Source organism: Glaciecola sp. MF2-115 (assembly GCF_047250385.1).
Lineage (GTDB): Bacteria > Pseudomonadota > Gammaproteobacteria > Enterobacterales > Alteromonadaceae > Glaciecola.
Genome location: NZ_JBLBVM010000054.1, coordinates 82,930 through 109,663 on the forward strand (window position 1 = coordinate 82,930; position 26,734 = coordinate 109,663).

The following is a 26,734-nucleotide window of genomic DNA, read 5'->3' on the forward strand; positions in this document are numbered from 1 at the left end:
GGCTCTCTTAAATCGGTATGAGGTGGATCTAGATCATTAAAATTCAAATTTAGATGATCATTCTTTGTAATTATTTTATTTCGGCTATATGCTAACAACTCATACTTATGAACCACGACTTTACCGTCTAACGTCAACCTAAGAAGAGAAGCCTATGCCATTCAATAAAGAGCTTACAGAAGAATTAAACCTTATCTTAAAATTCCCAAATAAAAGTTTAATGCAAGGCCTGAAAATACATCATGATGCGGATCCTAGTTTAGTATCAGCAGCACAACGCTTATATAGCAAAGGCATTGTTGATCAACCAGATGGCGGTTACCTAACTGACTTAGGTCATGATCTGGCAGAACATGCAGCAGTCATTCAATCAGCGTTGACGCATAAGTAGTGTGAATACGGCGCTGACTAACACTCACATGAGTTGAGAAAGCGTCGTCATTTTACAAGTTATATTGCCTTTGCAAAAACCTTTGTCGTAAAGAAGGTCATGCCGACCAAGTAGCACTCCCCTGAAGCTGAAAGCATCTATTCAAAAAAGGTGTAATTTCCCCATAAGAAACCTCATCTAAATATATAATTCAATGCCTCTGTATCATCACGATACAACACTTTTAGTAATATATTGTTTATCCTGTAGTAGTAAAATTGCCAATGACAGTATCTGATCTCACAAACAAAAATGAGTAAACGCACCACTGTTTTTTCCTAACAAACATAATAAAATAAGTTAATCATAAGCAGTAGTCGTTAAAATGACAGAAGACGCAGCAGTAGCGAACATATATATCGAGATTATTAATAATCAGAATTTACTTCATCGTATGTTCAGAGGGTTATTTGCGTCTGCTCGAATCTACTTAGGTCACCGCCCTAATTGCCATCAATATGTTTTTGAGACTGAGCTGATTTTGCATTACCACTTCCCAGCCGAAAAACTTGAAGAATTAGATAAAGAAAGCGTAATTGTTGTGCCCTTCGCGGGCAAAAAATCCAAAGATCACCTAGTACTCAGGTGTCCTAGTATGGATGCACTCCCCTTAAACAGTTTGTATGCTGAGTGTTTGCAAAGCTTGTTAAAAAAAGGGTTCGATGAGGATAAAATCAACGAGCTGAAACAGGCCTTTTGCCCTAAGAAATTTGCCAAAACAATCATCGGTATGTTTTGGCTAGACATGGTTATTTTTGCCAAAAGCAATACCGATTATGATAAGAATTGGCGTGACTAAGCGAGCTCTCTATCGCCTATTCTGTATTAATAGACGATACTTGAACTCGATTTCGACCTCTTTCTTTAGCTAAGTAAAGCGCTCGGTCTATTCTTTCAATGAATTCGATAGAACTGTCATTTGCATCTCGCATGCCCACACCAATACTAACTGAAACATAATAGCTTTTATTATTAATAATAAACTCGTGTGCGCTGAAAGATTCTCTAGCTCTCTCCGCAATTTCCACTAACTGCTCAACAGAAGAACAGGCGATGAGTAGACCAAACTCTTCACCGCCAAGCCTTGCGGCTAAATCACTTTCCCTTAAAGTGTTACGCAATACATCACTCAATACTACCAGTACGTTATCGCCTTCTACATGACCGTGAGTATCGTTAAACTCCTTAAAGTTATCGATATCGACAAGAAGCAAGCCATAACTGATTTCAAGTTGTTCGTAATATGATAATTGCTTATCAAATGCTCTTCGATTGGATAATTTAGTGAGCGGATCAAGCTGACTTAAGTTTTTATAATGGCTATTACTCGCTTCGAGTAACTCCGTTTGTTCATTAAGGTTCTGAATTCTATATCCAAGCGCTAGGGACAGAAGTACGCTTTCTAAGACAGCGCCAGCCAATAAAGGCAACTCTACGTAGTGATTTAATGGCAGTATCCCCAACCAATAACTTAGCCAAATTGAGCCACCTAAAATATAACCAAGCCAAGCGAGTGCAAAATAGCCAGCCTCTCTTACTCCCTTATATCGAGCCCACAAGGTTAAAACGAGTGAAATAGTCAGTATCGGACCCGATATCAATAACAATAAGTTTAAAGCCGCATTTGCGCTTATGAAGAGCATCGTGACTATTGCCAAGACAACAAAAAGAATCAGTGCTCTAAAATACTTTGCCACCATTGGGAAGAAATAACGAAAATTTGCGTAGCGATAAAGAAAATACATCGCTGCGGCAATTGCCACTAATGATGCCATATTTAATGATTGGTTAACCGAGTCCCAATTCAAATGAAAGAAAATTCGAGCATGTCCATGAGCGAAAAACTGATAATACAATGCAGATAAAATGGCGAAGGAATATAAGTAATAGATGGAGTCCTTGAGATACCAACCTAATATTAAATTGTAAAGCACCATAATTAAGACAACGCCGTATCCTATCGCGTAAATAAAGTTAATTATCGAGGACATCTGCAGGTAGTCGAAGTAGTCGTAGGTATTTACTTGAATATGTAACTTGCTAGAGGATTCAACTCTAATGTATAAGGTTTGCTCCAACATGTTTTCGGTTAAAAGAAATGTAAGGAATCTAGAACGGTAACCATTAAGATATTCTGGATCATCTGTATTAATTGAACGTTGCGTTCCGTCCTGATCTGTATAATAAAGTGAAGCTCTAGTAACACCGCTTGACGCCAGTTCGAACCAATGCTCACTACTTTCAGACGCCGCTTTATACTTAAGCCACGCAACTTTTGGGTGGTCGCCAAGCCAAAAACTTGAGTCGAAAAACACCTCTCTGATCCAGCCATCATCTGAAACTAGCCACTGTCCCTCGGCTTCGATATCCTGCAACTCTAAATGGCTACTCACTCCAATTTGGTATTCTAATGTGCCTGCAAACTTATGTTGGTTTTGTAGAAATTCAGTATCTGAATTTTTCGCGCCATCGGTAGCGACTACATTCGAGCTAAAGCCGAAATGTATGAAGACTAAAAATAATAAAAACACACCTTTGGTGGTTTTGTTCATGTTCTACCTTTTGCTGAATACTTGCGCTTAAGTATGGTATGTCTATTAAGAAAAAAGAGCACCCTTCCTTAAACTATTTGTTTCTTTAACCTTGTAGATGATTAGACCACTACACTCAGCTCTCTTTCTGATGGACCAATATCACCACAGTTACGGCCTCCTGATTTTACGCAATTAATATATGCTTCTTGTCGACGACTGTCAGCTTCCATTTCTTTCAACTTTGAATTTCCCAAATCTTCCGTTTTGTCGGTAAATTTATATACGCCATAACCTACCGCAGCTGCTCCAGCGCATGCCAACGCAGTCCAAGGTGTAAGGCAAACTGGATTTTCGCCATTTGGATCTGTGTATTTGTATGGATTATTGTTTGCATATGCGTAACGGTTAAACCCTTGAATATTTCCTTTTCTTATAAATGTTGCAGCATCTAGCGGGTCATTTGAGTAAAACCGCCCAATCACTGGATCATAGTATCGTGCCTGCATATAAAATAATCCGAAACTTGATCCAGATTACTTTCTTTTTGAAATGGGAATAAAATGCTGTATAAAGAGGGCCTTACTTCCTTGGCAATATTTGAAAGAACAAGTTAATTCGTCACTGAATCGCATCAATCTTAGCATATTTATTGAACAGTTAGTAAGTATTATCTCTTATACATGTCTAACTGCTCACTGACAAAATGGCTCACTTAATCAAGTAAAAACACTTCCTGATATTTATTCTCGATTTCTTTTACTTCGGTTTCAGTTAGTGCTGAAAACTCCTTAGTTTTGGCTCTCTTCGATAATTGCCCATTACTCTGACGCAAAAAATTGAGTAGTAAGCTTAAGCTTTTCTGAGGCATGTCAAATCGATTATTTACATAGTTCCAAACCTCATCGTATCTTTCTAGATAAAGAACTTCCTCTGGAAGAACAGTGTCTACCGTATCTTTTACGCACTCAAATAAAAACTCCACTTGGCGCGTCATATCTCCATATCGATACAAGTCAGCCGTTTCATTGGTTACATGAACATTGTTATCTTCAGTCGGTTGCCATTCAACATACTTCAAACGTGGTTGAGTAAACTGCTCTAACACGGCTTTGTACTCTTCTATTTTTTCTAGAATGACTGCTGATACGGGGAAAATAACCCCTTTAGGCGTGAAGCCACTCTCAGCTAATACGTGATGAATTAAGTAGCGATGAATTCGTCCATTACCATCTTCTAACGGATGAATAATAACAAACGAAAAGGCAATGATTGCAGCAGCTAAAACAGGATGAAATCCTGAATCTTTCATTAATTCATGCGCATTTAGATAAGCAGCGAGCAGCTCATCAAGATCTTCTGGCTTTGCTGATATATGTTCAGGTATTGGTATATTGGTCACACGATCATGCTCCCCAACAAAACCGCCAACGCAACGAATTCCCGGCAGGATAAATCGACCATCAGGAATAACAACTTTCTGTAAACGTTCTATCTCTTCTACGGTTAATGGCTGCATGCCTGCTTGACCGATAATTTTCCCCCATCGCTCTATACGATTATGAGGAGGCGATTCTCCTTCAATGGTATATGAAGCCTTAGAGTCTGAAAGCAGTAAAAATGCAGCCGCTCTTGCAAGTAAGTTACTGTGAACAGTCCCTATATTTTTTGCCGCTTTTTCATCTAGGTTTTCACCAATATACTGAACTAATTTCTCTGTTCTTCTAATTAATGGACAAAACCCATTAACACCCGGTAAGTTATTATTTATTCGTTGGCGTGAAACCTTGGTTTTGGCGCAGCCAAATTGTAGTTCTTCATTTAGCGCGTCAACATAATTACCAGTAGTAACATCCCCAATGGGTAACATATGCGCAGTAAGCCATTCATAGAAAAACCAAATTCTGCGGCTATACGCGCCTGTTATTTCATTTTCAACTGAAGCAGTAATATCTTCGATTGCTAAAGCGCCAAATAAGCTTTTCATAATTGCTAAATCAGCACCTTCATATTTCAACGCAAATGTTAACTGTGCAAACCAATGAGCGTCAGGCTGATAACGGCTTCCCCATATTAACCACCTTCCTTTGCTTCGTTTAGCGTTTATAGCTGGAACAATGGCGCATATCGCATTAGGAGCAGGAACGCTTAGTTGGAATTCATTGATAAGCCAAGCATATCCAACCAGCTCAGCTTCAGGCTCTGGATAAATTTCTTCATCGAAGAATTTTGCGCGTTTAGCCAATACCATATTACCCACCTAAAAATGAGGATTTACCGTGAAAAACGATTACCAATCATGAAAAATGATTATATACAGTGTCATGTCATGAATTATGATTACAAACTATATTATGATTGAAAATTTAAATCAACTGCGTGAAAAACAATTATAAGGTGTGAAATATGATTATATTTGATATCTTGGTGTGAATTATGATTATTTATTAGTAAATATCATAGTAACCCATTACTAACTAAAATTATAAAAAAAGGATAATGCACTCGCCTGTGTGTTCCTTTTTTTGCAAATGGAATTTCGCCCGTTTCGAGTAATTTAACAAGGTAGGGTCTTGACACATTTAGAATGTCAGCGGCTTGCTGTGTAGTTAACTCAGCATGAATAGGCATCAAGGTCATTGCATTACCCTGTGCCATTTGTACAAGAATACTCTTCAACAACTCAAGTGCAGACGCAGGCAATACCACTTGTTCACCTCTTTCATCGACGAACTCTATACGCTCATCAAAATCTAGCTCTTTTCTTTGTTTCCAATCAGGTTATATATTCTCAAATAGACAAATCTTAAAATAGTCGCATTAATTGTAAATCCAATTGCATAACTCGATAGCCTCAAAACCATATAGTCAGCTTTTAGAATTTCGTTAAGTATTAGCTGCAAGAGATCAGACCAAGGCTTTGAACCTAAAACTATTATCAACCCTAAAACATTGTATAACTTTGCCCATTCAGAGCCTCGCCCTAAAAACCACCATAAAAGATAAAACGCGCCAATCAGAAGAATACAAAAAAACGGAAACTTATATGTAAATTCAACTTTTTTATTTCTCATCTGGTTCATCCTTTTCTGTTGCAGCCTCAAGTACATCATCCTCTAAATTTCCTGGCAAAAAACTCGGTTCTGCGTCTACTACACTGTAACCCTCCCTTAAAATCAGAATTGCCTTAGTAGTTCATTAGGTCGATGATGTAATCTTTATATCACAGCCCTGCGTTTGCAGTAACTTTGATTTCAAGTATGTGAGGGCACGCTATTCAGCGATATCTTAATAGTTCAAAGAGGAACATCTATTTGCTTTTGATGAACCTGTTTCGCCGCTTGAAGGTCAATACAGATAAAAGCAATAAAAAATGCAAATTGATTATTCCACCACCGGAACCGTCTTTACCACCAGCATCTGGAGCAGGGCTTGGCGGCGGTTCAATTGCAGGCGGTGCGGTAGCACCAGAAGCATTTTCAAAGCGCGTTGCGTCAAATGGGTATGAATCATTCCAATCGGTAACACCATCATTATCATCGTCTAAGTCAGCTAAGTCACCAATACCATCATTATCATAGTCGGCCCACACCATCGGATCAGTTGGAGCTAAGTCGCTACTGTCGGGAATGCCATCATTATCATCGTCGAGATCAGCAATATCACCTAAGCCGTCACCATCAGAGTCCATTTGCTCTAATGTGTGCAGTGGAAACGCATCGCTACCATCCAGCACTCCATCGCCATCAAGATCGTCTCCAAGCGACTTTGCACTTACGAATATATAGCTAATAAAATCAATAAATTGAGGTATATCCTTTGCTTCTCCCAAAACGAAAAATTTGTTTGCCATAGTGCGATATCTGACAGGTTCCATTTCGCCTTCATAAAGCATCGAAATATCGTTACTTTTAAGGTTTGTTCTATATGTGATTTCTTTGTCGTCAATTCTACGACTGGCCTTAACATACAAATCATCTCCAATTACAGCAATTGGAATGTTAACGTCGTAACCCTCAATTACCGACACCAACTTGGTGTCAGCTCGGTTACCCTCCGATTGCCACAATTCAAACATTTGGTTCGCATTACCGGTCTGATAGAAAAAGTAGTTTGAATTATAGGTTGGTGTAAGATAGCTAAAGTTGTAATCGGGGTCAAAAACATCTAAAAGAACCGTATTTTCCGCACGTCCGTCACTGATATATAGCTCCTGGTCAATGCTAAACAATACCTTGCCATTAGTCTTATAGAGTGTGAAATCATGAAGCGAAGGTCTTGATATCACTTCATGAACGCCTTGGGCATTCCAAAACCACAGTCGACGATTGGCCGGTGAATATTCAACGGTCGTAAAGAAAATGCCATCGTTATAAGCAAGATAATTACCGGCAGTTGCGGCATTAACAATATCATAATCATTGCTATCCAATACTTCGATAGTACCTTCGGTGGTTCCGTCGGTTGAAAACAATTGAGCACTGGTGTTATCTCCGCCATGACCATTTACTGAGTGAAAGTGCATTACATCATTGAGAATATAGTATGCGATTGCACCTGATTGGTTGGCATTATTGTCAGTAAAGTTTGACAATTGAGTAGCGTTATTACTATTGCCGTTAACTGACCAAATCTGGCAATCTCTGGTAGTTTCGCTGGCACCGTCACTAACGAAATAAAGTGTTTCACCTACCGTGCTACCAAAATCAAAATCACAATGAATAGAATCAACTTGGTTAAGCACTTCATTCAATGAATTAGATTGGAAGTCAAAAAATGAGAGTATTCTACTGGTTCCCCCAACATTGGTGTTTGTAGCCCAAATAAAGATCCCATTTGAGGCAAGTTTAAGTGTGACAGAGAAATCTTCGTCGGTATTGATAGTTGACAGTTTTTCTGTTGCAAGTGTCGCGAGGTTGGACCGCCATAACTCTTGTGTATATTGCCTTTCTTGATCGTTTGAAAAGTTAATAGGCGTTTTTATGAAGTAGAAATACTCATCGTTATTTACAAAGTGTTCTTTAGCAAGCGAAACGTGATGATTGCTGGAAAAACCAATATCTTTTGAGATAAAGGTGCCTTCTGCTGTGCCGTCACTTTGCCACAGTTCTAAACCTTGATTTTCAGTTGGAGCTGAATAGTAAAGTCTAGAGTTAAAAACGGACCAAACACGTTCATTGTGAAGCTCAATAGGAACTGAGTTATCTGATATTATTTTTGTGCCGTCTTCAGTTCCATCGCTAACCCAAATTTCTTTGAAGTAGTGTTCGCCATCGCTACTGTGTTCTCGAGTGAAAATAATGCGCTTCCCCTCTGACGCCATTATGTTTACAGAATCATAGGACCTTTGTTGAAAGCTAAAAACAGAGCGTGTTCCTTCTTGTGTGCCATCAGAAACAAACAGTTTAAAAACACTTCGTGTGTTGAGAGGTTCAGTTGTTCGAACAAAAAAGTAAACGAGATCTCCAACCAAAGTGAATGAAAATGGATATGTGGAGTAGCGACTTTCATTAGGATCATCTGAACTTAGATCGAGTTGAATAACATTCTCTGAATCGGCTATAGATACGAATACCTCCGAACGCACTGCCGTAAATATCTTGTCATTTAATTCTAGTAACTCGCGAGCATCATTTTCAGCGACTTCTTCATCTAGGGCAACAACTACGGTTCCATCCACAGTTCCATCTGAGTGATATAATGCTTTATTGGTTTGGAAGAAAATGCCTTCGTTCGCAATTTTGACTGCCGAATTATTTCTGCGAGCGACATCCTGAGGAAGCTCGATACTTGTCCCTTGAGCGTCAATCACCCTAATTTTGGTGCTATCTTCAGCATTTGTGCTAACTATATAAAGCTTATTGTTTGAAGCAAACAATTGCTGAAAATTAGGAGCCCTATCAACTCTACATATATCAGTTTTAGTTGTGCCTTCTGCACTTCCATCTGTTTTCCAAAAACAAAAAGAGCCGGTCTGCATATCGACCCTGCCTTTGAAGTACAAATGCTTATTAAATGCCACAAATGAGAGTTCAGATCCCCAATTAATTTTATCTTCTCCAGATAATAAATTGGCGTGAGAGCCATCTTCGAGTGAAACAGCTTTAAGACCATCCCGTGAAAAATAAACCAGCTGTTGATTCACGATTTGGAAAGGATGACCCCAAGTGTAATTGCCGTAAATTGGGCCAGTATCGATTGAATGTAGCTCGTTTTGCTTATTTAGACGCCAAACTCTGTTTCCGGCCTCGCTAAAAGATCCGTTGCTGGTGAAGTAAAGGTGTTCTTCATGTATTAAAAAGTTGCGCGGAAAGCCCGAACTTGAATAATCCCGAATCCCCTCTATCTCCAGCTCATGCAAAATCGAGTTGGCTTGGGTTTGTTGCGAGAAAGCACTAGCAGAATAAAAAAGGAGTCCAAATATAATAAAGATAAGGTTTTTCACTGTAGCATCCTTGTTCAGTGTTGTAATACTTGCGAGTAAACAGCATATTTCTATCTGCTTCACTTGCATATCAAATTTTGTGTAGGGTGCAAGGTTACCGTCAACAAACTATAAAATGCAAGATAAATACAGAAAGGTAAAGCCTAAGTACCGACTACTCAGGGCGCAAAGCCGCAAGCTTTTTCTCTTTCTTCTCTTTTCGATAATGTTTGAAACTATCGTAAGTAAATAGGGCCAACGCGGCCCAAACAAAACCGAAGGTGACTAGTCTGCCAGTGCTTAAGGGTTCATCGTAAAGTGTTACCGCTAAAATGAACATGAGTGATGGACCGATATATTGGAAGAAACCCAATGTTGAATAGCGAATGCGTCGAGCCGCAGCCGTAAAGCATAACAGTGGTGCAGTTGTTACTACGCCAGCTAGCAACAGCAATATGTTCAAGGATGACGAATTCGTTGTTAAGTCACCTACTTCGCTTGCAAAGAATACCCAGTAAATAACTGCAGCAGGCAAAAGGAATAAGGTTTCAACAAACAAACCTGGTAATGAGTCTACCGACACTTGCTTGCGCAATAATCCATAAATACTAAAACTAACCGCGAGGGTTAAGGCAATCCAGGGTAGATAGCCAAAGTTAAAAATCATGATCAGTACACCCGTTACCGCAATTCCGACGGCGATTTTTTGCGGCATGCGCAAGGTCTCGCCTAAAAATAAACGACCTAGGAACACGTTGATAAGCGGGTTGATGTAATAGCCTAAGCTCGCTTCAAGAATATAATCATTGTTCACCGCCCAGATATATAAAAACCAGTTGCAGGCTAACAGGGCGCTTGCTGCCATTAAAGTAAACATCACACGCTTATTCGTTATCGCGGCTTTCACTTTACTAATATGACGTAAGCCAACTATTAAGAATGACAACAAGACAACCGACCAAACCACACGGTGCACTAGAATTTCGATTGGAGGCACGTGCGCAAGCGCTTTGAAATAGAGAGGCGCGACACCCCACATTGTGTATGCACACAGCGCAAAAATAACGCCTGAACGGACTGAACTGGTTTGGCTCAATTGATTCTCTTTAAATGTTATCGAGAGAAAGTATTAGCTCACTCTCCAGTGTTCACAGATCATTACTCACTAAGCCTTAACAACTGGTATTTTTAAGTTTCCCAAGGGCTGATAGTGTGTAATTTGATATGTTTGTAATCTGATGAATGACGAGTCACTAGGCTCATATTATTCACCAAACAAGTGGCTGCGATCATGGCGTCTCTTTCTGACTTTGGATTCGCTACATGCAACGCGGCGCAATATTCTGCCATTTCGGCATCAAATGCAACAATTCTCCCTTTAAAAGCTTGTAAGACATGCTGTTGTAGCCAAGTGTTGAGAGCTTCACCTTCTTTCGCATTGATTTTTCGTTTCTCTAAGATAGCGATTTTCAATTCCAAAATACTAAGTGAAGAAATGTATAGATTGAAAACTTGTTGCTGACTCGCCCACTCTACAAGTTTGGCGTCATCCTTACCGGGATTTCTCAAGGCCGACAAAACACTGGTATCAAGTAAAAACATCATCGTTTGTTACTCCTATCAGTTTGAGGTATTTAATTTATGCACCTTTAACTCTATATCAGCAGTCTTGGGCGCACTTAATAAATCACAAATGGAATTGGCTTTTCCGCTTACTTCCAAATAATCATCAATGCTCATCATCATGAACGACACAACACCTCGCTCGGTTATTTTAACCGGCCCCTTCTTAGCGGCTCGCTTCACAGAACTGGGGTCTTGATTGAATTGTCGGCTTGTAAAAGTATCTACACTCATATTGGTTGCTCAATTTATGTACACGTAGCTACATTACTACAATTCGTTGAATGTGCAAATAATAAACAAAAAGAAAATAGTCTGTTGGTACAGCATGAATTCGGCAGCAAAAGCGCGTAAAATAGCAAAATTGAATTTGAATGAGATATCCATTGAGCCTAATTGCAGAAAAACCCGGTGATGTTAGCGATACTAGTACTTCTGTAGTGGACACAAGGGCGGCAAAAATAAGCGCACATCCACAAGAGCAACAATGCGCCAAAATCCTAAAGGATACATTCGGTTATTCTGAGTTTCGTCCTGGGCAAATGGAAGTAATTGGCAAAGTACTCGATGGCCAAGATGCGCTCATACTATTACCTACGGGTGGCGGAAAATCTTTGTGTTACCAAGTTCCCGCCTTAGTATTGGACGGTATCACAATTGTCGTCTCCCCTTTGATTTCACTGATGCAGGACCAAGTGCAGCAAATGACCGCACAAGGTGTGAAGGCTGCATATTTGAATTCATCTCAAGATATTGAAGAGTCACAGAAGATTAGTGCGCAGCTATACAACGGTGAACTTGATTTGTTATACGTTGCCCCAGAGAGACTGTTAAAACAGTATTTTTTAAACTCATTACAAAACCTCAAGATCAGCTTAATTGCTGTTGACGAAGCTCACTGTGTTTCACATTGGGGCCACGACTTTCGACAAGACTACCGTCATCTTGGTCGCTTGAAGTCCCATTTCCCAAACACACCTTTTATTGCCCTCACTGCAACAGCCGACCATGCCACTCAGGTTGATATTCAGCATCAGTTGCAATTAGATAATCCTTTTGTGTTTAAAGGGGGTTTCGATCGCCCGAATATTCGCTACAACCTACTCGCTAAATACAAAGGCTTTGAGCAAGTCGTGACTTTTGTGAAGCAGCAAGAAGGTGCCGCAGGCATCGTTTATTGTAATAGCCGAGCAAAAGTAGATGATTTAACACAACGTTTGCAAAGCGCAGGCATCAAATGTGATGCTTACCATGCCGGACATGACACCGACACTCGAGAATTTGTGCAAACTCAATTCCTCAAAGACGACTTGCAAGTTGTGGTTGCAACCGTGGCTTTTGGCATGGGTATCAATAAATCGAATGTGCGTTTTGTTGTGCACCACGATGTTCCCCGCAGTGTAGAGTCATACTATCAAGAAACTGGCCGAGCTGGTCGCGATGGCATGCCCGCAGAAGCATTATTGTTGTTCGACGAGCGTGATTCAGCAAGAATTAAACAATGGATTTCAACTGGTACGGCGCCAGATCGCTACGAAATTGAGATGCATAAGTTTGAAGCGATGGAATCTTTTGCTGAAGCACAAACCTGTCGACGTCAGGTCTTACTAAACTACTTCTCAGATTATCGCCAAGAACAATGCGGCAACTGCGATATTTGTCTTGATCCACCTAAAGTATTTGACGGGACAACCCAAGCTCAACAGATTTTGTCTTGTGTTTTTCGTCTACGCCAAGACACCGCCGTGCAATATGTTATCGATGTACTGCGTGGCAAAAGCATCCGAAAAATATTAGACAATAAACACAATGAATTAAGCACTTATGGCATAGGTAAGGAGCAATCTGATAACTACTGGCATAATATTATTCAACAACTTATTCATCAGGGCTTGTTGCGCATTGACATGACTTTGTCGGGTATCTTACGTATTAACGAATCGGCGCGTTCGGTATTGAAAGCCGAACGTCTGGTACAACTTGCTGTTCCTAAACTCAGTGTCGATACAAGTAAGCGTAATAAAGCCGAACCTGCCAATATAGATCGCCAACTATTCGCGAAATTGAAGCACCTACGCAAGAACATAGCAGAAGAGGAAAACGTCCCCGCATTTGTTATCTTCAGCGATGCAACACTTGCTGACATGGCTGATAAAATGCCCGTGGATAAAACTCAGTTTATTGGCGTTACCGGTGTCGGGCAGACCAAGCTTGAGCGTTATGGAAGTGCTTTCATTACCTTAATCGAAGATTATTTGGCTACGCGTTAGTTTTTTTGTTGATGGCTTTTTTTGCTGATGGCTCTCTTTGCTGTTAGCTCTCTCTGTTGTTAGCTCTCTTTGTTAATTGCGTTCTCTACTTATAGTATTCCCTGTTTATCGTTTTCTCTTGCAATAAGTATCCGCTTTCTTTAGTTTTAATTTAATCGCGTAATTATTCTGCAAAAGAGAAAAAATGAAACAATTATTGGTTTTTACCTTAGCGACAAGTATCGCTCTATCTGCCTGTTCACCAAATAAAGAGGACACATCTACAAGCTCTACAAAGGAAGTTGAGAAAGATTTTCGAGCTACAGGAGTTATTGCTGGCTCATTACCGGATATTGTAAACGCTCTCGATAGTGGCCAAATTAGTTCACAAGAATTGGTTACACTTTACCTAGAACGTATTGAGCAAGTTGATAGAAACGGACCTAAGCTACAATCGATAATTTCAATAAACCCCGACGCGTTAGAAAATGCCAAAAAGCTTGATGAGATGCGAGCTGCGGGGCAAGTTTTGGGTGCTTTGCACGGTGTACCTGTTTTACTCAAAGATAATATTGAATCAAAAGACAACATGCCAACTACTGCCGGAGCGCTAGCATTAAAAAATAATATCACCCTTAGAGACAGCCCTTTAGTCGATGGCTTGCGTGCTCAAGGGGCGATAATTTTAGGTAAGACTAATTTGAGTCAATGGGCCAATTTTCGCTCTGAAGGATCAATGAGTGGTTGGAGTGCTTTGGGAGGACAAGTAAGAAACCCTCACATGTTAGATCGTAACCCGTGTGGTTCGAGTTCAGGTTCGGGCGCAGCAACCGCAGCTTCACTTGCGGCTGCTTCTGTGGGCACGGAAACAAATGGTTCGATTATATGTCCATCAAACGCTAACGGCATTGTCGGATTTAAACCAAGTGTGGGTATCGTTCCACAGCAATATATTATTCCTATCTCACACACTCAAGATACAGCTGGCCCTATGACAAAAACAGTAAGAGGCGCAGCGTTAATGCTAAACGCTATGGCCACTACTACGCCGAATGTCGACTATACCGCAGGCCTAAACAAGAATGCATTGAGAGGTGTGCGAATTGGCGTACTTAATTTTGCCACTGGTAAATCGCAAGCAATATTGGCTCACTTTAAACAAGCACTGGCAGACCTTGAAGCTGCAGGGGCGATATTAGTTGAAATTGATGAGCGTCCTGACACTCCCAAGCAGTATGGCAAGATGTCTTACGACATACTGAAATTTGAATTTAAGCATGGGATAAATGAATATTTAGCGAGCACCTCCGCTGAACAAGTGGCACCTCGCAACTTACAAGAGTTGGTTGATTTTAATCTAGCCCAAAAAGACATTGAATTGGCATTATTTGATCAAAGCATTTTTGATGCGTCTCTTGCCATGGACTCCTTGGAAAGCGAAGAATATCAAACTGCGCTAACAACTGTGCAAAAAGCCTCTGGTGAAGATGGCATAGACAAATTGTTGAAAGCACATAGTGTACAGGTTCTCATAGCTCCATCTGGTCTGGTTGTGCCAAGAATAGACCCGATTAACGGAGACGTTTGGCCAAACGACTGGCCCGGATTTGGTGGTCATGCTGCCCGCGCAGGATACCCGCATGCTACCGTTCCGATGGGCGGTATCCACGGACTATCGGTTGGTTTGTCTTTTATTGGTGCTAAAAATACCGACGCAGATATTCTGTCTTTTGCCTATGGATATGAGCAGCACTCCATGCGCAGATTAAGTCCAGAATATCTTAAAAATGCGGAAGACATTCCTTATATAAGTGATGCTATGGACGGCCATAAAAAATAACGTCTGTTCGCAACTTTTCAATTAGCAACAAAATCTTTGTATATTTGATCAAATTAAAATACCTTATTGGTACAAAAGTATATAAATTCCAACAAGAACACTGAACAGATTCGAGCACTTTGTTTCTTCAGGATTAAAATGAGTTGTAATTAATGAGTGATGAAAAAAGTCAGCTAGAGTCAGAAGCGACGCACTTCAAAATTGTGAGTCGATTTGCTACTGAAATGTTATCGCTGAATACAGAAGATGATGTCCTATGGCACTTAACTCACAATGTGGCCACCACATTGGGAATTGAAGTTGTTTCCGTCTACCTTTTTGATGAAGAAACGCAGTGTCTACAGAAAAAAGTAACGCCAAGCAAAGAAGAACCCAATGGTAAGTCGAAAACGATTAAGCCGCTTAACATAAAGCTGGGACAGGGTCTTATTGGGAAAGTTGCTGAATCTATGGCTCCCATTATCATCCACGATGCTCAGACGAATGAAGAGCTGGACCTTTACGAACATAATATCCTCTCGATATTAGCCATTCCGTTGTTTGACAATGATCGCTTGGTGGGTGTTATAGAGTCTACCCATCATGAAGTGAATTACTTTACTGAGATTCATGCTAAAACATTGAGCGCTATTGCCAGTATTGCCGCGACTAAAATTATTCAAAATAGAGATTTAAGAAAGCTCCACGAAACCGTTAACAAATTAGAACAAAGTAGCAAAATCCAAGATGCCTTGTTTGAAATTGCAGAATTAATATTTGAGACTGAAAACATGTCCGAATTTTACGAGCAATTGCATACTAAAATTTCAAGCCTGACCTTTGCCAAAAACTTCTATATCGCTTTATCAACTAGTGATGGTAAAGCCTTCACTATTCCCTATTGTGTTGATGAAGTCGACGACGTTGCTGATAATGAAACGACCATCATGATTGATGATCCGCCCAGTATTACTGGATATGTATTGCACAACAACGAACCCTTATTGGTTTACAAGCAAGATATTAGCCGCTTAATTGAAGACAAAGTCATCTATGTAAAAGGCTCACTGCCAGAGGCTTGGCTAGGAGTACCGTTCGGTAATGAATCCCTGCGAGGAATTGTGGTTGTACAAAGCTACAACGGAAAATTTGTTTTTACTGAAAAAGATAAACTATTACTATCCTTTGTCGCCAAGCATATTCGTAACGCCATTGAGCGCATGCAAGCACGCTCTGAACTCACTAATTTAGCGCTGCATGACCCATTAACACAACTTCCTAACAGAATACTGTTTAACGATAGATTGAAAAGAGCATTGGTCGACTTGGATCGACGCCAACAACATATCGTGGCCCTGCTCTTCTTAGATCTCGATAAATTTAAATTTGTGAATGACAAATATGGTCACTTTATTGGCGACCAACTTTTGAAAATCTGTGCCGAGAGACTCAATGAGTGTGTGCGTGAATCAGATACTATTTGTCGGCAAGGTGGTGATGAGTTTGTTGTGTTGTTGGTCAACGTACGTAATGAACAGAATATTCATGATATTGCCAACAAAATAGCACGTGCTATTAGCGAACCGATAATCATCGAGGATAAGGAGCTAAACGTATCTACAAGTATCGGCGTGACATTTTGCAAAGCTGAGGGCCATGCCGGACAAAAGAATAAGAGCAAAAAAACAACACCCGAGAAAATGTTCTTAGAAGCAGATGAAGCGATGTATCAAGCCAAAGAAAATGGTAGAAATCAGGTATGTTTTTATCAAGCAAAAGAAGGCGGAGATAATTTTAGTCATTTCGATCTTGATAGTGAGTTTAAAGTTGCACTAGCGGAAGAGCAACTGCACTTAGTCTTTCAACCTATTATCGATATCCGGTCTGGAAAGGTCATAGGCGGTGAGTCGCTTATACGTTGGCAGCATCCAACATATGGAGTGATGCCTCCAGCATCTTTTTTACCTGAATTAGAGAAAGGTAACCAGATTATTGCGTTAGATGAATACGTGGTCTGGACCTCAATACAGTACCTCAAAACTTGGCACGAAAAATGGCCAAATCAGTTCCGTTCTCTCAATGTTAATGTATCAGGCAAAGGCTTTAATTCTGAATCGATTATGCAAATACTAGAAAGCACGTACCATACCTTTCCGGAAGTGCTGAATTATTTGACGCTTGAATTAACCGAAAGAAGTATTGTGTCAAACGTAGAAGAAACCCAAGTTACGATGCAAAAGATTCGTGAAATGGGTGTGCAACTTGCCCTCGACGATTTTGGTACTGGGTATTCTTCTCTCAGTTATTTACACCAGTTTAATTTTGATGTTTTAAAAATTGATAAGAGTTTTATTAGTAGCAACAGAGCAAAGTCAGAAGAAAACATCGTTCTGGAAGCCATTATCAACTTAGCAAAGGCGTTAGGCATTAAAACTACGGCTGAAGGTATAGAAACCTTAGAGCAGTTAGATTCAATGAAGAAACTCGGTTGTCACTATGGCCAAGGGTATTATTTATCGAGACCGGTGGAAAAGGATGTTTTCGAAGGTATTTTGTTAGAAGGTATAGCAAGTTTGGACAAATGAAATTCTGGGAATTCGGCATATCAAACACCGGACACGTATTGAGGTATTCCAAGGAGATTCTTGCCTTCGCAAGAACGACTGGCTCTTGAGCGAAGGCTTTAATCTCTGTTTATTTACTACCAATCAAAAGTGGAACTATCTAATACTAAGCACAACTAGAACGATTGATTGGTAGTACTTAAACGCTCAACCTTTAACTATTGTCTTCAGCGTGTTTCATCTTAGTCATAGCCGTTCGATGGCTATCTAGGTTTCGAAGTTGTTGCACGTAAGCAGTCATATGTTTGAACGGCTTAAGTTTGCCAGCATCGAATAAAGCTTCTAAGCCAAAACTCATTTGAATATCAGCGAGGGTTGGAGAGTCACCAACAAACCACTTAGAGTTGCCCAAGTGAGCTTCCACAAACATTAGATTGCCTTCAATGTTCTTCTTAAAATAAGCATCCATTACACCATCGATCACCTTGTCGGCAATATAGCGAACGAAAAATGGTTTCGCTTTTGCACGCGCCTTCTCAAGTACCATGCTCGTCACCAAAGGCGGCATAAAGCTTCCTTCCGCAAAGTGAGACCAAAATTGAACATCATTGAAGCTGTCTGAGTCTGCCGCTGGGAGCATGTTCGAATCAGGGAATTGTCGTGCAATGTAATCACAAATAGCCCCTGATTCGGCGATCACATTACCCTCATGTGTAATCACTGGAGCTCTGCCTAAAGGATGAATTTGCTTGAGCTCAGGTGGCGCAAGATTTGTTTTAGCATCTCGTTTGTAGACTCTAATGTCATACTCGGCGCCAACGCTCTCTAATAACCAAACAATACGTTGTGAGCGCGATCTATTTAAATGGTGTAGTTGAAACATAAAATTTCCCTTAAGCAATAAGTTGCTCTGTGATTGATTGAGTTAATTTCAACAATCAAAATAATCTTTTAGAAAGCCAATAATGATGTTGGTCAAAAACTAAGTCTTGGTTTAAATACTCTGAGTCGCAATATTTAGATTGAAAATAGTTTATTCCGGTTTTGGGTCCAACTTCGCATAATATGCCGACAAATCAGCAATATCTTGGTCTGTCAGTTTTTGAGCATGCGAAGTCATGGCCATATTCACGCGTTCGCCGCTGCGGAAGGCTTTTAACTGTAGCACCATATATTGCTCTTTTTGGCCTGCCAAATTTGGGTAAATAGGTACATTGGAAATGCCAGATACACCATGGCACATAGCGCAAACCTTTGACTTCTCCTCACCTCTCTCGACATCACCGACTAAAACCGCTTCACCACAAGCCGACAAACTCACCGTAGAAAAAGCGATTAATGCGACAAGCCTTTTATTTAACGATATCCTTGTTCTGTTTTTTGTATTTATTTTTTTCACCAATGATTCCTTTGCACAAAACTAACGTATATTGGCATCATACTAATTCAAACGAGATAGCATGCAACTCTTTCATCATTACGCCTCAGAACTTAGCGAAATTTGCAGCCAAGTAAAACCCTTTCCGGTTACGCGTGCTCGAGTAGCCATGCGCAATGAAACACTAGCAAAAGACTTAGGCATTGATATAGCTGAGTTGGAAACACCTGCTTTACTATCTGCTTTATTTAGCAATGATGGCGAGTTACAGAAAAACAGCATCGCACAAAAGTACGGTGGTCATCAATTTGGCCAGTGGAATCCGCATCTTGGCGACGGCCGTGGCCTACTTCTAGGTGAAATTAAGTCACCTGCAGGTCAATTTTGGGATTTACATCTAAAAGGCGCCGGCCCTACTCCCTATAGCCGTCATGCCGATGGGCGCGCAGTGCTACGCTCAACCATTCGCGAGTACCTTGCTAGTGAAGCCTTGTATGCTCTTGGCATCCCAAGTAGCCGTTCATTGTGTTTATTAACCAGTGAAGAACCCGTGCAGCGAGAGCAATTAGAGCGCGGTGCGATGATGATTAGGACTTGCGAAAGCCATTTACGCTTCGGCCATTTTGAATTTTTCCATCACAGTAACCAGCCAGAGCAACTAGAGGCCTTGTTTGCTTATTCGTTTAAATATCATTTCCCAGAGTGCCTCGATTCAGATTCGCCGCACCAAGCGATGTTCCAAACTATCGTCGACAACACTGCGCTGATGATAGCAAAGTGGCAAGCATATGGTTTTAACCATGGCGTGATGAACACCGACAACATGTCGATTCATGGCATTACCTTTGATTATGGCCCTTATGCCTTTCTTGATGACTTTATTCCAGAATATGTATGTAACCGTTCTGACCATAATGGAAGATATGCCTTCGACCAGCAGCCTAGTATCGGCCTATGGAATTTGAATGCCCTAGCTCATGCCTTCACTCCCTTTATGCAAATAGAGGATATTAAGACGGTGCTAATGAGCTATGAAGTCACTCTTTTAAATGAGTATCAAACCTTGATGAAGCGACGCCTAGGTTTGTATGAGCAAGCCTTTAACGAACAAAAACTTGCCGCGGAAATTGACATCGTTGTTTCAGAATGGATGGATATTCTTAAAGACGAAACAGCCGACTTCCATCAATCCTTTCGAGTAGTTAGTGAGCATTTACTCTCAATTGAAAACCAAGAATATAATAATATTTCGGATTTTTTTGTTAACGCCGAGCGAGTAAAATCATGGTGTGAAAGCTATCGTGACATTCAACAAAAACTGTTTGATATTTCCGGTAACAACTGGGCAAAAACTCAATCAAACATGTTAGCTGTAAACCCTAAATTTATACTACGAAACCATTTAGCTCAAGAAGCCATTGCCGCTGCTGAAGACGATGATTTCTCCCTATGTGAAGCTTTGATCACTGTCTTGTCATCGCCCTTTGACGATCATCCTGAGTTCGCGCGTTTTGCAAAACCACCTGCGGATCCTGAGAAAGGCATAGCATTATCATGCAGCAGTTAAATCTTGGCATGTTTGTTTTTCCTTCACAGCGACCGTGTTTTGGGACTACACTAGGTATCCAAGTAGCAAAAAGGACAATATAGATTGAAAGGAACATTTGCGAAGTACATACTTTTTGGACTGATTTTAGTGTTGAATGCTATTTCACTAAAGGCATCCGGCCAAGATGAACTTAGCATAACAGCTCCTACTTCTAGGATTAGTATTGTTGACGCTAATGAAATTACACGCTCGTTTAATTTGCAAGAAGTTGCAGATGTGCATTACACCAGTGAGGGCTTGCTTTTATCTGACGTTGTTCAGCTTACTCAATGGCAGCGTGAATACTCACTCAACCCCATTCCCGAAAACAAAGTGATGTGGTTGCGCTTTCAAATTCAAAACACGGGCAATGACAACACACCATTAGTACTCATTGCGGGCAATACTTTTGTTGATCGTATTGACGGCTTTTTACTTGATGAGCAAGGCCGAATTATTCAGTCGATACAGCGAAATAACGCTAATCCGAATGCAACGTCAAGCGGCATTCACGGCTTCAGAATGTCGATATTGGCTCGTCCCGATCAAGCACTCAGCGTGTATTTAAGAGTTTATGATGATGGCCCCGCAATTTTGCCAGTTGAGCTATGGAATGAGAGCAGCTTCGAACAGCAAAACGGCATTCGACTCATTTTACTGGGTGCCTTGAGTGGTGGTTTGTCCTTACTAGCTACGTATTTTCTAATTACTTACATGCTAAAGAATGCACCAGCACGCTTCTGGTTCGCGATTTTTGCTGTTGCTTCAATGACCACCTTGTTAAGCGCTGAGGGTATTTTACCTCGACTATTTGGTCTGCCCGCTTACTCCGCTGAAATCACAGCTTTTAGTTTAACCATTAGTTTATTCGCAGCCATAAAGATAGGACGCGATATTTTCGTGCCTGTATCACGACTGTGGTTAAGAGCTCACTATATTTTACTATTCATCCCCGCGGTCACTTTATTTTTATATAACGACTTCTGGCAGCTTGTTTCAATCCTCGTGGTCATCATCGCGTTCTTATCCAGCAAGCTTTTTGCGACCTTAATTTATCGCTCGCGAATAGATTTGCGAAGCACCATCATTTACTTCTGCGGTTGGCTTGCGCTCGGTTTAGTCGCGGTTTTAGAAGTGATCACGTTCACACAAGGTGCTAGCCATTTGAGTTATTCATCAGCACTGCCTTTTGCTTTTACCTGCTTTGGTATTATGTTGATTGGCGTTGCCATTATTAGCCGTGAGCATTCCAGCGTCTCTCGGCATGAACAAGAGCAAACAGATGTCACAGAAGATCTGAGGCGAGTCGCAGATGTTTATCACAACACGGCTGAAGGTTTATATGCGGCGACGTCGGATGGTACTTTAGTGCGCGCAAATTCAGCCTTCGTCTCGCTTTTTGGCTTTGAATCAGAAAAAGAACTACTAAATCAATTTTGTAAAATTCATGAGCTGTTTTGCGACCCTATCGAGGCCGACTTATTACTAGGCGAGTTATCAGCTCAACGTAAGGTCTTAGGCAAAGAATTCAAAGGTAAGCGAACCGATGGAGTAGAATTCTGGTTTTCTATCTCTAGCCAACTTATTGAATCGAAGAGTGAAGCTACACATTATGGCAGTGTCTTTGATATTACTGAGCGACGCGCAAATCAAATCAACATGGAGTATTTAAATACACACGATCAATTAACGGGCTTTCTCAACCGTCGTCACTTCATGCAACTTTTAAGCGACAAGATTAACGAAAGTCATTTAAATAATGATCAACTAGCTTTGTTTTATATTGACGTAGACCAGTTCAGAATAATCAATGATTCATGTGGCCATACCGCCGGAGACGTATTCATCAAGGAGCTAGCGCACGAGCTGTATGAAGTGTGTGAGCCCAAGTCCATATTTGCACGCCTGAGCGCTGATAAATTTGGTTTATTGTTCCATTATCTGGAACAAAGCAAAATTAGTGAGATGACCCAAAATATTCTAGACCAAGTGCGTGATTTTGAGTTTAAGTGGGATAAGCATCGATTCAGCCAAAGTGTCAGTATTGGCATTGCTAAGTACGAGGGCACCGCAATCAGTGCTGAAGAACTGCTAAGTTCAGCTGATACTGCCTGTATAATCGCCAAGGAAAATGGACGTGATAAAGTTCATGAATTTTCCAAAGAGATGCGCATCAAGAATAACTATGAGAGAGAACTTTATTGGGTTGAAGAGATTAACCGAGCGCTTGACGAAGATGCATTTGAATTATTCTATCAACACTATCGCCCTCTCAATAAAGCAGATGAATGCGACTATTACGAAATATTGATCCGCCTAAAAACAAAGGAAGGCGATTTCATTGCACCAGAGTTTTTCATGCCTGCAGCGGAGCGATACAATTTAAGTAACAAGATAGATAAGTGGGTCATTGAAACTTATTTTAGCTGGATAAGCGGAAAATTGGAGCAGCTAGATTCATTGGCTAGATGCAATATTAATATCACCGGCCCGTCATTAGCGAACGAAGATTTTCAATTCTTCCTCCTCAATGCTTTTGAGAAATATAAAATTCCACACAATAAAATCTGTTTCGAAATAACAGAAAAAGTCGCCATTATGAAAATGAACGATGCCATCTCTTTCATCAAACAGTTTAAGCGCTTGGGTTGTACTTTCGCCCTCGATGATTTTGGCAGTGGCTTTTCTAGTTATGCGTACCTAAAAAACCTCCCTGTCGATTATTTGAAAATCGACGGTAATTTCATACGAAATATTTTGACAGACTCGATAGATTTAGCCATGGTCACTTCAATTCGAGACGTTGCTAGCGCTATGTCTATTAAGACTGTAGCCGAATTCGTCGAATCAAATGAAATAATGGTACAACTCGGAAAAATGGGTTTAGACTATGCTCAAGGATTTTCTATTGCAGAACCTGCACCTTTAATCACGTTTGTGTCGTATAATACGGTTCGAACGGAATAATCATTGTTGGAAAATACTTTTTCATCCCCACATATCGCTTACTTCGAGGTCAAACAACTAGCAATATGAGTAATCCATATACATCATTTAAATTTGTCAGTAGTGCAAAACTCCCCACTCGTTTTGGGCAATTTGTTATTCATGGTTTTTTGGATGAATCAAATAATCAAGAACACGTCGCTTTGTCTTATGGTGAATGGGCAGAAGATGATGTGGTTCCGATCCGCATCCATTCCGAGTGTTTAACCGGTGACGCACTGTTTAGTACTAAATGCGATTGTGGATTTCAATTAGAGAAAGCCCTGCAAAATATTGTAGAAAACGGCTCCGGCGTTTTACTCTATTTACGTCAGGAAGGCCGTGGCATTGGTTTGTTGAACAAAATCAAAGCCTACAGTCTGCAAGATGAAGGTTACGACACCGTGGAAGCAAACGAGCATTTAGGCTTTGATGCAGACCTTCGAGATTACAGTATTTGTAAAACCATGCTGGACACTTTAAAAGTGAAACGCGTTGAGTTAATGACAAATAACCCAAAAAAATGCACTGCATTACACAATATGGGAATTGATGTTGTTCGTCTGAAAGCGATCGATCACGGTGTAACCGACGCTAATAAGGGCTATCTAAAAACCAAAACAGAAAAATTAGGCCACACCTTCAATACAGACCATCTCAAATAGCCGGGTCTTAAAGCTCGGCATTCTAATGGACTTTTATTTCTTAGATTAATTTGTGTTCAGTTTCAGTTAAGTTTACTTATTGTATAACTAAGGGTATCCAAGCAGGAGGATATCGTTATGAATACGAATCAAAAAGTAACAACAAGAAAACCAATACTATCAGCAGGTGCGTTAAAAGCACTTGGCTATACAGCCTTGTTGACTGTGTCGTTAACCGTGGGAATGCACCTTGCCCAAGCGACCTCATTGCAATCGAACAAAGTATACGGCTACAAACAAAGCCAAACTCAAAATGACTATGATCAGATTGATGCTGCGTTAGCACCTATTGCACTTTATCCAGATTCATTGTTAACGCACATACTCATTGCCTCAACTTATCCTTTGGAAGTGATAGAAGCGGCGCGCTTCATTCAACAACATCCACAGTTTGATGTAGACGATTATGAGCAGAACGGTTTAGATCAGAACACCATCGAGGACATTCAAGAAGATGCACTGGAATATGGTTGGGATGCTTCTGTCGTTGCTCTAACAGCCTTCCCAGATATCTTAAACAACATGAGCGATGATTTAAGTTGGTTGAGTGACCTAGGTGATGCGTTTGAGAATGATCAAGAACTCGTGCTAAGTCGTGTTCAAAGGCTGCGAGAAATGGCTTATGACCAAGGTAATTTGCAAAATGATGACCAAGTAGAGGTTGTTGTTGAGCGTGAGCGCGACACGCGTGTGATTGTAATTCAACCTCGTCGTCATGAAGTGGTTTATGTTCCTTATTATGATACAGCTTACATCTATGGTCCTAGCTGGCACGTAAGAACGTCTTACCGTTGGTCCAGACCTTATTATGCGCGTCATTATCGTCATAACTATGTGTACTTTTCGCCAGGTGCTTACATAGGAACTCGCTTACTATTTGGTGGTATCCACTGGAGTAATCATCATATTTCAATCAACCGTGATTGGTCTTATAGAAAAGCTCGTCACTATAGTTATAGAAATACTCATTACAAACGTGTTCACCATAAAGAATATCAACGTTGGACTCCAGTAAAACGTCATACACGCCACGTTGAACGCCAAAGATATGTAGGCAATAGATCAGGCAACGACACATATAAACGTAACAAATGGGTGACCAATAAACATAGTGAGTTTGCCAAAGTACGCACCGCAGATAGACCTGTAGTTCGCGCTAGCTCAAAACCTCAGCGTCAGTTTGCCAAACCTGTGAGTAACAATGATAAAAAGGTAAGGCTCACTAGAAAAGCAGACAAATCGGTGATGAGACAAAACAAGCCTCTTGAACGAACTTATGTTGAACGAAAGGACAGAGGCTTTAATCCGGTCAACTCTAATACGCAAGTAAGAACCAGAGTGGAAAAGCCACAGCGTCAAGTGCTAAAGCCACAGCGCCAGGTATCAAAACCACAGCGCCAAGTTTCAGCACCACAACGTCAAGTGTCAAAGCCTCAGCGTCAGGTTGTAAAACCACAGCGCCAAAGTGCTAAGCCACAGCGTCAAAACATTCAAAGAACGAAAATAGTGAAACGTTCGAAAGATTAGAAGGTAAATAGCAATACCTGCTCGGTTTTGCGGCAACTTTAGGACTCGCTGATAAAGCAATGGGAGAAGTTTGTCGCAGGCGCCTATGCTATCGCCAGATTACGGGTACTAATCTGATTACGAGATGCATAGGCGTTTTTTCTTTAGCTTTTTAATTTACGTTGGCGAATTAGCAGAAACATCGCCAAACTTGCCATAAGGATGTGACTCGGTTCAGAAACACTCGGAATTTGTCGAGTACTTTCTGCGAAGCCATAAGCATCAATCTCAATAATAAACTCGGCAAACCCGTCTACATCTATACTGATATTGTCTACTGTTATAAGTTCATCGTCTGCTAAAGTGAACGCGCCTGCTCCTTCAATAAGACTGTCTAAGTCATAAACAGAATCTACTACAATATTTCCATCGCCATCTTCGATATAGATTAAAACGCTAGCGTAAGCCTCTTCTGCGAGACTATCTGTAAAGACATTAAATAGCCACGATAGGTTAAAGCTGACGTCTCCCGTGATTACATCATTTGTAAGGTTTTCGATACTAAAGTAGCCATTGGCCGCCCAGTTACTATCCACATAGCCAACACCATCGTTTATAAGGCCGCTAGCAAAAGCATTCATGTTGGATATTGTATTTGGTGCTAATGAATCTGGGCCACTATCACCGGTTCCATTAGCGCTACCTGATGTATTTGCTGTAACGTTTACGGAGCTATTGAAAAACTCAGTTTCAATTGTATTGTCATCAAATGTTGATGATATATCCACATCGATACGTGCATCATAGCTTGCGATAATAGCCGCTTGAGAGACACCGCTAAACAAGGCTAAGCTCAATAAAAAAGCACTCAGCCCAAGGTTTTTAATTTTTTGTCTATATTTCATATTTCTATCCTTTAATATTCATTCTTTA

At 40.6% G+C, this 26,734-nt stretch carries 20 protein-coding genes and 1 pseudogene; 9 read left to right on the plus strand and 12 right to left on the minus strand.

Going from position 1 to position 26,734, the window contains the following annotated elements; translation table 11 throughout:
• Positions 1 to 154: 154 nt before the first annotated feature.
• Together ACKLNX_RS12350 and ACKLNX_RS12355 are read left to right on the plus strand one after the other, a co-directional pair.
• On the plus strand, positions 155 to 391 hold the full coding sequence (locus ACKLNX_RS12350) for a TIGR02647 family protein (protein ID WP_412972567.1): 237 nt from the start codon (positions 155 to 157) through the stop codon (positions 389 to 391).
• Positions 392 to 755: 364 nt separating this feature from the next.
• Positions 756 to 1,229: a hypothetical protein gene (locus ACKLNX_RS12355; RefSeq protein ID WP_412972568.1), complete on the plus strand. Its 474-nt coding sequence runs from the start codon at positions 756 to 758 to the stop codon at positions 1,227 to 1,229.
• Positions 1,230 to 1,245: 16 nt separating this feature from the next.
• Here ACKLNX_RS12355 and ACKLNX_RS12360 read toward each other — a convergent pair whose 3' ends face one another.
• The 9 genes and pseudogenes from ACKLNX_RS12360 to ACKLNX_RS12400 all read right to left on the minus strand — a co-directional run bounded on the left by ACKLNX_RS12360 (position 1,246) and on the right by ACKLNX_RS12400 (position 11,242).
• On the minus strand, positions 1,246 to 2,982 hold the full coding sequence (locus ACKLNX_RS12360) for a diguanylate cyclase (protein WP_412972569.1): 1,737 nt from the start codon (positions 2,980 to 2,982) through the stop codon (positions 1,246 to 1,248).
• A 101-nt stretch (positions 2,983 to 3,083) separates the two neighbouring features.
• Positions 3,084 to 3,473, minus strand: a pseudogene (locus ACKLNX_RS12365) (RHS repeat-associated core domain-containing protein); the annotation flags it as partial.
• A gap of 203 nt (positions 3,474 to 3,676) precedes the next feature.
• Positions 3,677 to 5,212 (minus strand): Fic family protein, encoded by a 1,536-nt coding sequence (locus tag ACKLNX_RS12370; RefSeq protein WP_412972570.1) that lies wholly within the window; start codon positions 5,210 to 5,212, stop codon positions 3,677 to 3,679.
• 206 nt (positions 5,213 to 5,418) lie between these two features.
• Positions 5,419 to 5,619 carry an excisionase family DNA-binding protein gene (locus ACKLNX_RS12375; protein ID WP_412972705.1) on the minus strand — a complete coding sequence of 67 codons (201 nt, stop codon included), beginning with the start codon at positions 5,617 to 5,619 and terminating at the stop codon, positions 5,419 to 5,421.
• A 95-nt stretch (positions 5,620 to 5,714) separates the two neighbouring features.
• A complete protein-coding gene (locus ACKLNX_RS12380; protein WP_412972571.1) occupies positions 5,715 to 6,035 on the minus strand; it encodes a hypothetical protein in 321 nt (106 codons plus the stop codon).
• Positions 6,036 to 6,271: 236 nt separating this feature from the next.
• Positions 6,272 to 9,406, minus strand: coding sequence for a thrombospondin type 3 repeat-containing protein (locus ACKLNX_RS12385; protein WP_412972572.1), 3,135 nt, complete (start codon positions 9,404 to 9,406; stop codon positions 6,272 to 6,274).
• A gap of 154 nt (positions 9,407 to 9,560) precedes the next feature.
• Positions 9,561 to 10,481: an EamA family transporter RarD gene (gene rarD, locus ACKLNX_RS12390; RefSeq protein WP_411692519.1), complete on the minus strand. Its 921-nt coding sequence runs from the start codon at positions 10,479 to 10,481 to the stop codon at positions 9,561 to 9,563.
• Positions 10,482 to 10,573: 92 nt separating this feature from the next.
• A complete protein-coding gene (locus tag ACKLNX_RS12395; RefSeq protein ID WP_412972573.1) occupies positions 10,574 to 10,990 on the minus strand; it encodes a type II toxin-antitoxin system VapC family toxin in 417 nt (138 codons plus the stop codon).
• Positions 10,991 to 11,005: 15 nt separating this feature from the next.
• Positions 11,006 to 11,242 (minus strand): prevent-host-death protein, encoded by a 237-nt coding sequence (locus ACKLNX_RS12400; protein ID WP_412972574.1) that lies wholly within the window; start codon positions 11,240 to 11,242, stop codon positions 11,006 to 11,008.
• A gap of 140 nt (positions 11,243 to 11,382) precedes the next feature.
• Here ACKLNX_RS12400 and recQ point away from each other — a divergent pair, with 140 nt between their 5' ends.
• The 3 genes from recQ to ACKLNX_RS12415 all read left to right on the plus strand — a co-directional run bounded on the left by recQ (position 11,383) and on the right by ACKLNX_RS12415 (position 17,661).
• Positions 11,383 to 13,278 (plus strand): DNA helicase RecQ, encoded by a 1,896-nt coding sequence (gene recQ, locus ACKLNX_RS12405; protein WP_412972575.1) that lies wholly within the window; start codon positions 11,383 to 11,385, stop codon positions 13,276 to 13,278.
• A 184-nt stretch (positions 13,279 to 13,462) separates the two neighbouring features.
• On the plus strand, positions 13,463 to 15,097 hold the full coding sequence (locus ACKLNX_RS12410; RefSeq protein WP_412972576.1) for an amidase: 1,635 nt from the start codon (positions 13,463 to 13,465) through the stop codon (positions 15,095 to 15,097).
• Positions 15,098 to 15,249: 152 nt separating this feature from the next.
• On the plus strand, positions 15,250 to 17,661 hold the full coding sequence (locus ACKLNX_RS12415) for an EAL domain-containing protein (protein WP_412972577.1): 2,412 nt from the start codon (positions 15,250 to 15,252) through the stop codon (positions 17,659 to 17,661).
• Between the two features lie 193 nt (positions 17,662 to 17,854).
• On the opposite strand, the gene ACKLNX_RS12420 is transcribed toward ACKLNX_RS12415, so the two are convergent.
• Positions 17,855 to 18,523, minus strand: coding sequence for a glutathione S-transferase family protein (locus tag ACKLNX_RS12420; RefSeq protein WP_412972578.1), 669 nt, complete (start codon positions 18,521 to 18,523; stop codon positions 17,855 to 17,857).
• A gap of 150 nt (positions 18,524 to 18,673) precedes the next feature.
• Positions 18,674 to 19,039: a c-type cytochrome gene (locus tag ACKLNX_RS12425; protein ID WP_411692512.1), complete on the minus strand. Its 366-nt coding sequence runs from the start codon at positions 19,037 to 19,039 to the stop codon at positions 18,674 to 18,676.
• 61 nt (positions 19,040 to 19,100) lie between these two features.
• Here ACKLNX_RS12425 and ACKLNX_RS12430 point away from each other — a divergent pair, with 61 nt between their 5' ends.
• From ACKLNX_RS12430 to ACKLNX_RS12445, 4 genes are all read left to right on the plus strand, one after another.
• Positions 19,101 to 20,585 carry a protein adenylyltransferase SelO gene (locus tag ACKLNX_RS12430; RefSeq protein WP_412972579.1) on the plus strand — a complete coding sequence of 495 codons (1,485 nt, stop codon included), beginning with the start codon at positions 19,101 to 19,103 and terminating at the stop codon, positions 20,583 to 20,585.
• Between the two features lie 84 nt (positions 20,586 to 20,669).
• On the plus strand, positions 20,670 to 23,573 hold the full coding sequence (locus tag ACKLNX_RS12435; RefSeq protein ID WP_412972580.1) for an EAL domain-containing protein: 2,904 nt from the start codon (positions 20,670 to 20,672) through the stop codon (positions 23,571 to 23,573).
• Between the two features lie 65 nt (positions 23,574 to 23,638).
• Positions 23,639 to 24,256: a GTP cyclohydrolase II gene (gene ribA / locus ACKLNX_RS12440; RefSeq protein ID WP_412972581.1), complete on the plus strand. Its 618-nt coding sequence runs from the start codon at positions 23,639 to 23,641 to the stop codon at positions 24,254 to 24,256.
• A 117-nt stretch (positions 24,257 to 24,373) separates the two neighbouring features.
• Entirely contained in the window at positions 24,374 to 25,822 is a 1,449-nt protein-coding gene (locus tag ACKLNX_RS12445; RefSeq protein ID WP_412972582.1) for a DUF3300 domain-containing protein, read from the plus strand.
• Positions 25,823 to 25,965: 143 nt separating this feature from the next.
• Here ACKLNX_RS12445 and ACKLNX_RS12450 read toward each other — a convergent pair whose 3' ends face one another.
• A complete protein-coding gene (locus ACKLNX_RS12450; protein WP_412972583.1) occupies positions 25,966 to 26,706 on the minus strand; it encodes a hypothetical protein in 741 nt (246 codons plus the stop codon).
• Between the last annotated feature and the right edge of the window lie 28 nt (positions 26,707 to 26,734).

Excerpts from the sequence above, each read along its gene's own strand:
- ACKLNX_RS12360 (WP_412972569.1), bottom strand. The coding sequence starts at position 2,982 with ATGAACAAAACCACCAAAGGTGTGTTTTTATTATTTTTAGTCTTCATA.
- ACKLNX_RS12445 (WP_412972582.1), top strand. The coding sequence starts at position 24,374 with ATGAATACGAATCAAAAAGTAACAACAAGAAAACCAATACTATCAGCA.
- ACKLNX_RS12395 (WP_412972573.1), bottom strand. The coding sequence starts at position 10,990 with ATGATGTTTTTACTTGATACCAGTGTTTTGTCGGCCTTGAGAAATCCC.
- ACKLNX_RS12430 (WP_412972579.1), top strand. The coding sequence starts at position 19,101 with ATGCAACTCTTTCATCATTACGCCTCAGAACTTAGCGAAATTTGCAGC.
- recQ (WP_412972575.1), top strand. The coding sequence starts at position 11,383 with ATGAGATATCCATTGAGCCTAATTGCAGAAAAACCCGGTGATGTTAGC.
- ACKLNX_RS12400 (WP_412972574.1), bottom strand. The coding sequence starts at position 11,242 with ATGAGTGTAGATACTTTTACAAGCCGACAATTCAATCAAGACCCCAGT.
- ACKLNX_RS12420 (WP_412972578.1), bottom strand. The coding sequence starts at position 18,523 with ATGTTTCAACTACACCATTTAAATAGATCGCGCTCACAACGTATTGTT.
- ACKLNX_RS12450 (WP_412972583.1), bottom strand. The coding sequence starts at position 26,706 with ATGAAATATAGACAAAAAATTAAAAACCTTGGGCTGAGTGCTTTTTTA.
- ribA (WP_412972581.1), top strand. The coding sequence starts at position 23,639 with ATGAGTAATCCATATACATCATTTAAATTTGTCAGTAGTGCAAAACTC.
- ACKLNX_RS12355 (WP_412972568.1), top strand. The coding sequence starts at position 756 with ATGACAGAAGACGCAGCAGTAGCGAACATATATATCGAGATTATTAAT.
- ACKLNX_RS12370 (WP_412972570.1), bottom strand. The coding sequence starts at position 5,212 with ATGGTATTGGCTAAACGCGCAAAATTCTTCGATGAAGAAATTTATCCA.
- ACKLNX_RS12350 (WP_412972567.1), top strand. The coding sequence starts at position 155 with ATGCCATTCAATAAAGAGCTTACAGAAGAATTAAACCTTATCTTAAAA.
- ACKLNX_RS12410 (WP_412972576.1), top strand. The coding sequence starts at position 13,463 with ATGAAACAATTATTGGTTTTTACCTTAGCGACAAGTATCGCTCTATCT.
- ACKLNX_RS12375 (WP_412972705.1), bottom strand. The coding sequence starts at position 5,619 with ATGGCACAGGGTAATGCAATGACCTTGATGCCTATTCATGCTGAGTTA.
- ACKLNX_RS12380 (WP_412972571.1), bottom strand. The coding sequence starts at position 6,035 with ATGAGAAATAAAAAAGTTGAATTTACATATAAGTTTCCGTTTTTTTGT.
- ACKLNX_RS12415 (WP_412972577.1), top strand. The coding sequence starts at position 15,250 with ATGAGTGATGAAAAAAGTCAGCTAGAGTCAGAAGCGACGCACTTCAAA.